Origin of the sequence: Acinetobacter sp. YH12045, assembly GCF_013419925.1 — a bacterium.
In the GTDB taxonomy this organism is placed as follows: Bacteria; Pseudomonadota; Gammaproteobacteria; order Pseudomonadales; family Moraxellaceae; genus Acinetobacter; species Acinetobacter amyesii.
The window spans coordinates 63,661-75,791 of the sequence record NZ_VOZE01000012.1 but is presented as its reverse complement, the minus strand read 5'-3'; the positions used below and the strand labels follow the sequence as shown (position 1 = coordinate 75,791).

The following is a 12,131-nucleotide window of genomic DNA, read 5'->3' as shown; positions in this document are numbered from 1 at the left end:
AATAAACTTCGAGTAATTTCTACCATCAATCAATGAAAATAATTTCGATCGATCAATCAGTAAAAATCCACACAAGTTGTTCTTCATAATCTCTTAATGATCTTCTTGTTGGTTCGTCACCAGCAAGTTAGGTCGGCTATATTACGCTTTATTTCTAAAGAGTCAACCGGTAATTCAAATTATTTTTAAACTTAAAAAATAAAACCCAACTTAATCAATTCAACCAAGTCATTGTTTTATCAGAAGTTTTAATCTTCATCACCGCCGATGGATGTGCATTCTACAGCATTTCTGATCCAACGCAACACCTTTTTTATGATTTATTTTACGCATGTCGTTTTTTTAAACACATAAACATTCTTTTGTATTATTATTGGGCTATATACGCCCTATTTCATATAATAAAACGTATATAAACCCAATTTTCATTCCATTTAATTTAAGAATTTTTGATTTCGTATGGTTGTTTTTAAAAAAACTGCCTATTTAATAATGGCGTGCTCCATTTCACCCATATTATATGCAGCTCCCACAGCAAATATTTTCACAACCACTTTCTCTATATTGAGTTATGCCAAGTGGGAAACCACTTCACCCAAATTTTGTGTGATTAATAATTCAAGTTTAGTCAATGATTTTAAAAAACTTGCGCCAACCCACAGCACTTATAAAATTACAGCCATCAATGTGAATGACATCAAATCTAGTCATTGCCAAGTTTTATTTTTTTCCAATCTATCAGCAAAAGAAGAACAAAGTATTTTAAACAACCATGTTAATTTCCCCGCCCTCTCTCTAAGTAGTAACAATAGTGAGTGTGAGTCTGGCAGTGCATTTTGTTTGTATAAAAAAAATCAGAGTTATTCGTTTAAAGTTAATATGGAAAGCTTAACGCAGTCACAAATACATATTGATCCACGCGTTTTATTACTGGCGAAGTCATCGGAGTCAGCTGAATGAAACAACTCTATAACCCAATTACATTACACCAATTATTTACGCGTTCGCAGCTCACTATCTTTGCTTTAACATTTACGATTTGTTCTGCGATTTTTTTGGTGATTTCAACCTATACAATGCATACCTATGCAAAAAACAGCTTAACGATTTTATCAAATGCGATTAACGAACGTGTTCAACCGGCTGTGGTGTTTAATGACCAAACAACGATGCGTCAAATTTTAAATGAATACACTCAACTGTATCCCATTCGATCGATAGAAATTACCAACCTTCAAAATGCGTCGCTTGCTCATGCTGAGCAACAAGAAATTTCAACATTTTCTAGCCAAGCGATTTTAGATTATTTCTTTTTTAGCCAACCGATTCGTTTAGATATTCATCATGATCAGAAAAGTTACGGCGAACTGGTCGTATATGGAAACTCGTCAGATTTAGTTAGTTTCTTCCATAAAATTTTATTGGGTTTATTTTTAGGTTTTATTCTTTTATTAGCTACTGTGTTTTGGTCGGTAAATTCTGTTTATCAATACTTAATGCAATCTGTTCGCTCGATTGTTGAATCAGCCCAAACCATTAGCATTAAGAAAGATTATAAAATGCGGGTTTCAAACTCTGATATTCAAGAATTACACGCACTCAGTACCGCCTTTAATGGTTTACTTAGTGAAATTGAACAGTCAAATAAAAACTTGATTTCAGAAAATGACAAGCTAATTCATCTAGCACGTCATGATGCATTAACCCAATTGCCAAATCGTAATTATTTTTATGAAAAGCTGTTTGAGCTATTTGACTTAAAAGCGAACGCTGCTGTGTTCTTTGTCGATATTGAAAACTTTAAACATGTGAATGACCAATATGGACACTTAGCTGGAGATGCCGTACTGCGTGCCTCATCACATTGTTTAAAACAAGCACTTCCAGATGATGCTTTCGTTGCGCGACTCGGTGGTGATGAATTTGCAATTATTATCAATCACTTAAACTCCCTGACAGAACTCGAAGTCTTTTGTCACAAAATACATGAATGCTATGGTTCCACATTTGTTTATGAGCAACATAATATTGCATTACAAGCTAATATTGGTGTGGCACTGATCCAAAATGCGAAATCGCCAGAAGATCTAATCGCAGATGCGGATCGCGCCATGTATGATGCTAAACTTTCGAATAATCATTGGTGCATTGCACCACAACGCCCCAACTCATAGGATTTGCTATGTTAAAGAACGCATTTAAAGTTTTATTTATACTTGCATTCACGGCCACTATGACAGCCTGCATGAGTTTAGGTAACTTAAGCTACAAACAAGCACGCATGCTTAAAAAAGAAGGTTTTGTCTTGACCAATGATGGTTGGACACTTGCCCTACCAGAACGACTTTTATTTGGTTTTGATGATTATCAAATACAACCTCACCAAGAAGGCAAACTAAATACCCTCGCCACTCAACTGATTAAATATGACCTAAACAAAATTAAGTTTATTGGTCATACGGATAATGTTGGACAAGCCAATTACAACCAACAACTGTCAGAAAAACGTGCGCAAAGCGTCGCAAACGTCTTTTTAAAGCAAGGTTATAACAGTTCAAATATTCAAATTATTGGCCGTGGTGCTGAACAGCCGATGGTCTCTAATGACACTGAAACCAATCGTGCCATCAACCGTCGCGTAAATGTCACCATCATTCCCTAAATAGCAGAATATAAAAAAGCCACCTTATGGTGGCTTTTTTATTATGTTTATAAATTTTAGGCATAAAAAAACCGCTATATGCGGCATCTTTTACAGTATTGTTTTTGAAATAAATGGTCGGAGCAGTAGGATTCGAACCTACGACCCCCTGGTCCCAAACCAGGTGCACTACCAGGCTGTGCTATGCTCCGCTTTCAACTTTAAAAGTTGGGGTGAATGATGGGATTCGAACCCACGACAACCGGAATCACAATCCGGGGCTCTACCAACTGAGCTACATCCACCATCATGTTCTTGCTTGTGAATAACCAATATAACGCATTTTAAATTACAGGCATAAAAAAACCGCTGTATGCGGTATCTTTTATCGACCGTTTTCTTTAAGAAAATGGTCGGAGCAGTAGGATTCGAACCTACGACCCCCTGGTCCCAAACCAGGTGCACTACCAGGCTGTGCTATGCTCCGAATTGGGGTGAATGATGGGATTCGAACCCACGACAACCGGAATCACAATCCGGGGCTCTACCAACTGAGCTACATCCACCATCACAACAAGTTTCAGATTCTATTATCAGAACACCATTAAAATGGCGCGCCTGACAGGATTCGAACCTGTGACCATCCGCTTAGAAGGCGGATGCTCTATCCAACTGAGCTACAGGCGCATTACCGATGACATAGACTATCACGCGATTTTTGCCTTGAGAAATTGGTCGGAGCAGTAGGATTCGAACCTACGACCCCCTGGTCCCAAACCAGGTGCACTACCAGGCTGTGCTATGCTCCGTTTCATCTCAGCTTTCGCTGTATCGCATATCGTGCGGTACGGTGTGCATTCTAGGCGTGACGTTGATTAACGTCAACACCTATCTTCAAAAAAACATAAAAAATCATTTCAAGCGATTATTTATCAAGCACTTTAATCATTTTTCAAGCAAAAATTAACGTTTTAAACTGGCGCTGAAATTCAACATCCGATCTAAAGGCAATTTAGCACGCTCAGCCAATGCCGGATCTACAAAAATTTCCTGATCGCCTTTTTGTAAAACTTCCAGAACGCCATCCAATTCATTCATCGCCATCCAAGGGCAATGCGCACATGAACGACAAGTCGCTCCCTCACCTGCCGTCGGTGCTTCGATGAGAATTTTATTCGGCACAGCTTGCTGCATTTTATAAAAAATACCGCGATCTGTTGCCACGATTAAACGTTCGTGTGGCAAGGTTTGTGCAGCCTTGATCAATTGCGAGGTGCTACCGACGGCATCTGCAATATCCACCACAGATTCTGGTGACTCTGGATGTACCAAAACTGCTGCATCAGGATACAGCGCTTTCATATTGGCAATACCACGTGCACGGAACTCTTCATGGACAATACATGCCCCATCCCATAGCAACATATCTGCACCGGTTTTCTTTTGAATATAGCGACCGAGATGCTGATCGGGTGCCCAAATAATTTTTTCACCTAAACTATCTAAATGCTCAACAATTTCAACAGCACAGCTCGAGGTTACCACCCAATCTGCACGCGCTTTCACTGCCGCCGAGGTATTGGCATATACCACAACCGTATGATCCGGATGTGCATCGCAAAATTTGGTAAATTCATCGACAGGACAACCCAAATCAAGTGAGCATGTTGCTTCTAGGGTTGGCATCAATACAGTTTTTTCAGGAGATAAAATCTTCGAGGTCTCCCCCATGAATTTCACCCCTGCAACCACCAACGTCGTTGCTTCATGATCCCGACCAAAACGTGCCATTTCAAGTGAATCCGAAACGCATCCACCGGTCAGTTCTGCTAGTTCCTGCACTTCAGGATCACAGTAATAGTGTGCAACAAGGACAGCGTTACGTTTTTTGAGTTCCGCTTTAATTAATTCAAACTTTTCAAGCTTTGCAGCTTCCGTTAAGTGATGCTCTTTAACATCGCCCAAACGATCCAAATGCGCTTGTACAATTGATTTTGCTTCATTTGCAATTAAGTTGTTTGCATTATTCATCACAACGTCTTCTCTATCCTTAATGCCTGTTACTACACAGGTGCTTCACAACTGACCCATAAATATGGCACTTGGCTATTTTTACCGGTCATTAAAAAGTTCCACTTATAAAAAAGCCTCACAACGGAGGCTTTTCAAAAACATCAAATTTATGAACGGTAATCTGCGTTAATCTTAACATAGTCATACGACAGGTCACAGGTATACACAGTATCTCGCGCACTGCCACGTCCTAAATCTACACGGATCGTGATCTCAGATTTCTCCATCTCTGCAGCCCCTGCTGCTTCGGTATAATCTGCTGCGGCACCACCGTCTTTACAGATTTGAACATCACCTAACCAGACCTGAATTTTTTCAACATCTAAGTTTGGCACACCTGCATAACCAATAGCTGCCAAAATACGGCCCCAGTTTGGATCTGATGCGAAGATTGCAGTTTTAACCAACGGTGAATGTGCAATGCTATAAGCAATATCACAACATTCTTGAGTATCTGCGCCGCCTTCTACTGCCACAGTAATAAACTTCGTCGCACCTTCACCATCCCGGACAATGAGCTGTGCAAGACGTTTCATCACACGTGTTAACACGTCTAAAACAGCAGCATAACGTGAATCTGTTTCTGAAGTAATTTCTACGCCACCAGCTTGACCCGTTGCAATCAAAATACATGAGTCATTCGTTGAGGTATCACCATCCACCGTAATACGGTTAAACGACAGGTTAACTGTGGTTTTCAAAAGCTGTTGCACCAGCTCACGGCTAATGGGTGCATCAGTTGCCACATAGCTCAACATGGTCGCCATATTTGGACGAATCATGCCTGCGCCTTTAGAAATACCTGTCATAGTATACAGAACGCCATCTAGTTCGAACTGTTCAGATGCACCTTTAGGTGTTGTATCAGTGGTCATAATGCCCGTTGCCGCATCCAACCATGCATCTTCCTGCAAACTATCTAATGCGGGTTGCAAGCCTTGAACCAAACGATCAATAGGTAATTGCTCACCAATTACACCTGTTGAAAATGGAAGAACTTCTGTATTTTGAACACCTGCCAGTTCTGCCAGTTTCGCACACGTCGCTTCAGCATTTGCCATGCCAATTTTACCAGTACCTGCATTGGCATTTCCGGTGTTAATCACTAAATAACGTGGATTACCTGCTAATAAGTGCGCTTTAGAAATATGCACTGGTGCTGCACAAAATGCATTTTGAGTAAAAACGCCTGCGACATTAGAACCTTCAGCAAATTCAAAAATGACAAGGTCACGTCGGTTCTGATAGCGCACATATGCTTCAGCCGAACCGATTTTTACACCTTTCACCACATGCATCTGTGGCATAGATACGTCACCAACTGCCATTTTTCAACGTCCAACTATATGAGTTATAAAAAATACAGCTTAGTGCAAAATCTACAAAAAATCGAGCAGAAGCACGGTTTTGCTGTAATTTTATTGTGGATTTCTTTTGCACATAAAAAAACCAGTCTTTCGACTGGTCTTTATCGATGTTCGTCGTAAATTAGTTACGCGCAAGCTGAGTTGCTTCATCAAGAAGCACTTGTTTCGCTTTTTGTTGACTCGCAGCAGAAAGGGCTGGGTTTTCAGCCACAATACGGTCAGCATTCGCCGCATTGGCTGCTGCAATTTTTGCAGTTTGCAATACGATCGGACGATTTGGATTGGCAAAGGTATAACGAATACCCGTACGCGGGCTTGCTACAGTCACTTGACCGTCAGTACCAATCTGTACTTGAGTTGTTGTTGGACCAACTGCTTGTTGAACTTTCTCTACAGAAGTCGTCTGAGGAGCGTTTGCAAAGGTAAAAGTTGGCAAAGCCAAAGCAGCAATCATGAACGGTTTTAGTACTTTTTTCATTGTCTTTTCCGTCTTACGGTTATTGATAGAAACTAAATAACATTTAATCCGCTGCACTGCAAATACTATTCAGGTCAGATTAGTAGTGTAAATAAAAAATCAGAGCGCGAAGGCTCTGATTTATTTGAAATTAAACAATGCTGTTTAGATTTTACCGTGACATTGTTTATATTTTAGACCTGAACCACATGGGCAAGGCGAGTTACGACTTTCTGGCGGAACAATCACTTGCTCTGCAGGTGTGTATTGCGCATCGATAACATCATTACCATTGGCTTCAGCCAACAAATTATCAAAGTCATTGTGTGACAATTGAAGATTCATTGATTCAGCTTGAGCCTGTTTTTGAGCTTCCATTTCTGCAAGCTCTTCGGCTGTAGGCACATGAATACGAGATAAATCTGTCACGACATCTGACTTAATCACAGCAAGCATGTTTACAAATAAGTTAAAGGCTTCTTTTTTGTATTCTTGCTCAGGATTTTTCTGCGCATAACCACGTAAATGAATCCCTTGACGTAAGTAATCCATTGCTGCCAAATGCTCTTTCCAATGGCGGTCCAATGAATTCAACATAAAGTGACGTTCGAGCATTGCAGCCGTTTCGTCACCCATTTGCGTACGACGTGAACGGTAGTGCTGAAGAACTTCATCAGTAATACGTTCAACCAAAGCTTCTTCATCCAAACGACGATCTTGCTCTAACCACTGCGAAATTGGCAGTTCAATCGATAGATCTTCACGTAGCGCCTTTTCAAGACCTTCTATATCCCACTGATCGTGAATAGACTCAGGTGGAATATATATTTCGATCATGCCTTTAGTCACATCCTGAATCATCGTTTCGATGTAATCTTGTAAAGACGGTTCAACAAGAATTTCATCACGCTGAGAGTAAATAATCTTACGTTGTTCGTTGTTTACGTCATCGTATTTCAATAAATTTTTACGAATATCGAAGTTACGTGCTTCAACTTTACGTTGTGCATTTTCAATCGAGCGTGACACCATTTTATGCTCAATGGCTTCATCTTCTTTCAGCCCCATGGCACGCATCATTGCAACTACGCGATCACCTGCGAAGATACGCATCAAGTCATCTTCAAGCGACAAGTAGAAACGTGATACACCTGGGTCACCTTGACGGCCCGCACGACCACGTAACTGGTTATCGATACGACGAGATTCATGACGTTCTGAACCAATGATGTGTAAACCACCAGAGTTCAGCACCATTTCATGATTTTGTTCCCACTCTGCTTTCAAACGTGCTTCATCTGCTTCAGTCGGCTCTTCAATCTTCGCCAGCAACGCTTTCCAGTTACCACCTAACAGAATATCAGTACCACGACCAGCCATGTTAGTCGCAATGGTTACTGCACGAGGTGAACCCGCTTGCGCAATAATATCCGCTTCGCGCTCATGTTGTTTCGCATTAAGTACTTCATGTTGAATACCAGCTTCTTTCAGCTTATCTGATAAAATTTCAGAGGCTTCAATAGTTGCTGTACCAATCAGAATCGGCGCAACACCCGCTTCATGAATACGTTGAATTTCTTGAATGATGGCGTTGTATTTACCTTCACGGTTTAAATAGATTAAATCGTTTTGGTCATTACGAATCATCGGGCGATGGGTTGGAATAAGTACAACATCCAAGCCATAAATTTCTTTCATCTCTGCAGCTTCAGTATCTGCAGTACCCGTCATACCCGATAATTTTTTGTATAGACGGAAATAGTTCTGGAATGTTGTAGTTGCTAAAGTTTGGTTTTCAGGCTGAATTTCCAAACCTTCTTTTGCTTCTACTGCTTGATGCAAACCTTCTGACCAACGGCGACCCGGCATTGTACGACCAGTGTTTTCATCGACAATGATCACTTCACCTTCGTGGATGATGTAATGCACGTTGCGTTGGTATAGGTAATGCGCACGAATGGCCGCAGAAACATGGTGTACCAAGTTTAAATTAGCAGATGAATATAAACTTTCACCTTCAGCAAGCAAGCCCATTTGAATCAATTCAGCTTCAACAGTTTCATAACCGACTTCGGTCATTTCTACAGAGCGCTGTTTTTCGTCAATCCAGAAGTGACCGCCATCTGGTACCTTCTCTTCTTTTTGTGCATGAAGTTTTGGTGGAATGCTGTTAATTGCAGCATACAACTGAGAAGAGTCTTCTGATTGACCAGAAATGATCAACGGTGTACGTGCTTCATCAATCAGGATCGAATCGACCTCATCGATGATGGCATAGGTTAAGCTGCGCTGTTTTTTCTCAGCAGCAGAAAACACCATGTTGTCACGCAAGTAATCGAAACCGAATTCGTTGTTGGTACCGTAAGTAATGTCAGCTCGATACGCTTGAGCTTTTTCAGTTGGGTCTTGCATTGAGTAAATAATCCCAATGCTTAAACCTAAAAATTCGAATAATGGACGGTTTAATTCAGCATCACGCTGTGCGAGATAGTCGTTCACCGTAATCACGTGAACACCTTCACCACTAATCGCATTGAGGTAACAAGCAAGCGTTCCCATGAGGGTTTTACCTTCACCGGTACGCATCTCTGCGATCTTACCTTCATGTAAAGTAATACCACCAATCAGCTGTACATCATAATGACGCATGCCCATGACACGCTTTGCAGCTTCACGACAAACAGCAAATGCTTCAGGTAATAATTTATCAAGGCTGTCGCCTTTTTTATAACGTTCTTTGAATTCTTCAGTTTTTGCAGATAAGTCTGCATCGCTTAGAACAGATATCGTCGGCTCGAGCGCATTAATCTTCTCTACGATTTTACGCATGCGTTTGAGTTCGCGCTCATTTTTGGTACCGAAGATTCCTCCGATCAGACTTGCCAACATGAATAGACTCTCTAAATCTTGCTTGTCAAATGAATATATTTTCTTAGTCGTTATTATGGTGCTAGAAATTCGAAGTACAAGGGTTTTGCACAAAAATCCCCTTAAATATTCTGCGCTCGGGTTCTAGCCCCGGAGACTTAAGGCAAGCTAATGTAACAAATTTTCTGCAGACAACATAGTGACTCTGTCGTGAGATATTTCGCATTTATCCCCCAATAAAACTGTTTTATATGAAATATATTCATAAAGAAATGAAAAAACACTATTTTTAATCATAAAAAAAATCCTTCATATTTATTTTTGAGTTAAACAAATTCAATAAATACGGGGATATTCCATGACGATTCGTTTAGGTGATACTGCACCAGACTTTACTCAAGACTCAAGCGAAGGCAGCATTCATTTTTATGACTTTTTAGGTGACAGTTGGGGCATTTTATTTTCGCATCCTGCCGATTACACCCCAGTCTGCACCACAGAACTTGGATTTACCGCAAAACTAAAAGATGAATTTAGCAAACGTGGTGTCAAGGCCATTGCCCTGTCTGTTGATGATGTTGAGTCGCATCATGGTTGGATTAACGACATTAATAATACTCAAAATACCACGGTCAACTTCCCGATCATTGCAGACAAAGACCGTAAAGTGTCCACCCTTTATGATTTCATTCACCCTAATGCCAGCGAAACATTAACTGTTCGCTCTTTGGTGATCATCGATCCAAATAAAAAAGTCCGTTTAATCATTACTTATCCTGCATCTACAGGGCGTAACTTCCATGAAATTTTACGTGTCATTGACTCTTTGCAACTGACAGACAACCATAAAGTTGCAACACCGGCCAACTGGCAACAAGGTGAAGATGTGGTGATTGTGCCGTCATTAAAAGATGAAGAGGAAATCAAACAACGCTTTCCTCAAGGATATAACGCAGTTACGCCTTACCTTCGTTTAACGCCTCAACCTAAGTGAGGATAAAACGGAGCATTACGCTGTCCGAGCGCAAGATAAGAAGCTCTGCTGCGAGTGACCAAGCGAAGATACAAATTTAACTATTTTTAAGTGCAGCACCTGAGTCAACTAAAAATCATAACCATAGTTACTTATAGTTACTGATAGTTTTCCCCTCAGAACGAATGACGAGCCCGTTCTGGCATTCTCCAACCTGCTCATCTTCGGATGAGCTTTTTTTTGATTACAAATTCCTCTCAGGGATTAGATTGGTTAAACATCACAATTCCGTTATAACTAATAAAAACTTGAAAATAACAAACCGTGATTCATCAAATTCATCATTTACATTGTGGTAGTTTTTGTCCAACGTGTGCCCCTTTATTTGGACAAAAAGGGTTTCGCGCACATTTGGTCTGTCATTGCCTGCTCATTGAAACCGATAAAGGGCTCGTCTTAGTCGATACAGGACTGGGCTTACAAGATTATTTACATCCACAAAATCGTTTAGGTCGGTTTATTTCACGCACAGCGCAGATTAAATTTAATCCGCAACTAAGTGCGATTCCTCAAATTCAAAAATTAGGCTTTAAGGCTCAAGATGTTAAACACATTTTGTTGTCACACTTAGATTTTGATCATGCTGGCGGGATCTCTGATTTTCCGCAGGCGACTGTGCATGTCTTAGCCAGTGAATATAACGCCACTCAAAACCTTCATAGCTTAAAATCACGACTGCGCTATCGACCACAGCAATTCCAACTGCATCGTTATTGGAATTTTATCGAAAGCATCTGGACGCAAGCATGGTTTAACTTAGAACACACTGCCGGTCTGTCTATTTTTCAAGATGACATTTTAATGCTTCCACTTTTGGGACATACCGCGGGTCATGCCGGTATTGCGATTAAAAATAACCAGCGCTGGTTGTTATATTGTGGCGATGCTTATTACTCACAGCATCAATTAAATCCAAATTTTCATTCGCGGGCCTTAAATCATTGAGCGTTTATTTGCCACCGACAATACACAGCGACTGCACTCCCTTCATAAGATTCAGCAGTTAGCGTAGCATCCGGACATCGATCTCATCTGTGCACATGACCCATTCGAATTCGCTCGCTATCAGAATACAAGCTATGACCGCTAAAATCCTACCAATGATCCTCCTTAGTGTTAGCTTCAGCTTCACAGGTTGCATGACATCAAATCCATTACCGTTATATGAACGTCCTCAGCATTGGGGAAAAGTCGTTCATCAACAGCATAATTTTTATCAGATCAGCCCAACATTATTTCGCAGTGAACAACCTGATGCAGATCTCGCCCCTGTTCTACGAGAACAGCACATCGATGTGATCATAAATTTACGTTCGCGGCATCATGACCCAGAACGCTTAAAAAATGCTATTGATATGCAAAAGATTAAATTTGTACATATTCCGATACACACGTGGCAAATCGATCGTGAAGATTTACTGGCGGTGATGAAAACTATAAAAGTGGCTGAACAACAGCAGCAAAAAGTTTTAATCCATTGCTACCACGGCTCAGACCGTACAGGCGCGAGTGTGGCCATGTACCGTATTATTTTTCAGCATTGGTCCATTGAGGAAGCAAAACGTGAAATGAAACAAGGTGGCTATGGCTTCCACCCTATTTGGAAAAATATTGACCGTTTATTCAGCCCTGAAAATGTAAAATGGATTCAGCAGCAACTACTGAATCCATCTTATTAAAGGTCATTCCTCA

9 protein-coding genes, 6 tRNA genes and 1 pseudogene are annotated in these 12,131 nt (G+C 40.7%); 6 read left to right on the top strand and 10 right to left on the bottom strand.

Translation table 11 applies throughout. From position 1 onward, the window contains the following. Window positions 1–459 precede the first annotated feature (459 nt). From FTU02_RS13550 to FTU02_RS13540, 3 genes are read left to right on the top strand one after another with little or no spacing between them, the layout of a single operon-like run. Window positions 460–960: a YfiR family protein gene (locus tag FTU02_RS13550; RefSeq protein ID WP_180024517.1), complete on the top strand. Its 501-nt coding sequence runs from the start codon at window positions 460–462 to the stop codon at window positions 958–960. Further along, the gene (locus tag FTU02_RS13545; RefSeq protein WP_180157589.1) at window positions 957–2,174 is read left to right on the top strand and encodes a sensor domain-containing diguanylate cyclase; all 1,218 of its coding nucleotides are present in this window, start codon (window positions 957–959) and stop codon (window positions 2,172–2,174) included. The genes FTU02_RS13550 and FTU02_RS13545 overlap by 4 nt, the downstream gene beginning before the upstream one ends. 8 nt (window positions 2,175–2,182) lie before the next feature. Beyond that, a complete protein-coding gene (locus tag FTU02_RS13540) occupies window positions 2,183–2,662 on the top strand; it encodes an OmpA family protein (RefSeq protein WP_180005407.1) in 480 nt (159 codons plus the stop codon). A 114-nt stretch (window positions 2,663–2,776) separates the two neighbouring features. Here the strand turns inward: FTU02_RS13540 and FTU02_RS13535 are convergent. The 10 genes from FTU02_RS13535 to secA all read right to left on the bottom strand — a co-directional run bounded on the left by FTU02_RS13535 (window position 2,777) and on the right by secA (window position 9,427). Further along, a tRNA-Pro gene (locus FTU02_RS13535) sits at window positions 2,777–2,853 on the bottom strand. Between the two features lie 17 nt (window positions 2,854–2,870). Next, window positions 2,871–2,946, bottom strand: a tRNA-His gene (locus FTU02_RS13530). A gap of 105 nt (window positions 2,947–3,051) precedes the next feature. After that, a tRNA-Pro gene (locus tag FTU02_RS13525) sits at window positions 3,052–3,128 on the bottom strand. Window positions 3,129–3,131: 3 nt separating this feature from the next. After that, a tRNA-His gene (locus tag FTU02_RS13520) sits at window positions 3,132–3,207 on the bottom strand. 44 nt (window positions 3,208–3,251) lie between these two features. Beyond that, window positions 3,252–3,328 (bottom strand) — tRNA-Arg (locus FTU02_RS13515). Window positions 3,329–3,373: 45 nt separating this feature from the next. Then, window positions 3,374–3,450, bottom strand: a tRNA-Pro gene (locus FTU02_RS13510). 154 nt (window positions 3,451–3,604) lie between these two features. Beyond that, on the bottom strand, window positions 3,605–4,672 hold the full coding sequence (nadA, locus tag FTU02_RS13505) for a quinolinate synthase NadA (protein WP_180157578.1): 1,068 nt from the start codon (window positions 4,670–4,672) through the stop codon (window positions 3,605–3,607). A gap of 149 nt (window positions 4,673–4,821) precedes the next feature. Continuing rightward, entirely contained in the window at window positions 4,822–6,042 is a 1,221-nt protein-coding gene (gene argJ, locus FTU02_RS13500; RefSeq protein ID WP_180064009.1) for a bifunctional glutamate N-acetyltransferase/amino-acid acetyltransferase ArgJ, read from the bottom strand. Between the two features lie 160 nt (window positions 6,043–6,202). Next, window positions 6,203–6,559: a hypothetical protein gene (locus FTU02_RS13495; RefSeq protein WP_180055834.1), complete on the bottom strand. Its 357-nt coding sequence runs from the start codon at window positions 6,557–6,559 to the stop codon at window positions 6,203–6,205. 144 nt (window positions 6,560–6,703) lie between these two features. Beyond that, complete coding sequence (gene secA, locus FTU02_RS13490; protein WP_111885392.1) at window positions 6,704–9,427, bottom strand: preprotein translocase subunit SecA; 2,724 nt, start codon at window positions 9,425–9,427, stop codon at window positions 6,704–6,706. Window positions 9,428–9,764: 337 nt separating this feature from the next. On the opposite strand from secA, the gene FTU02_RS13485 reads away from it, so the two are divergent. From FTU02_RS13485 to FTU02_RS13475, 3 genes and pseudogenes are all read left to right on the top strand, one after another. Beyond that, entirely contained in the window at window positions 9,765–10,400 is a 636-nt protein-coding gene (locus FTU02_RS13485) for a peroxiredoxin (protein WP_078194127.1), read from the top strand. A gap of 303 nt (window positions 10,401–10,703) precedes the next feature. Then, window positions 10,704–11,529 (top strand): annotated as a pseudogene (locus FTU02_RS13480) (MBL fold metallo-hydrolase). A 49-nt stretch (window positions 11,530–11,578) separates the two neighbouring features. Further along, window positions 11,579–12,118 (top strand): dual specificity protein phosphatase family protein, encoded by a 540-nt coding sequence (locus FTU02_RS13475; RefSeq protein ID WP_373684267.1) that lies wholly within the window; start codon window positions 11,579–11,581, stop codon window positions 12,116–12,118. Window positions 12,119–12,131 lie beyond the last annotated feature (13 nt).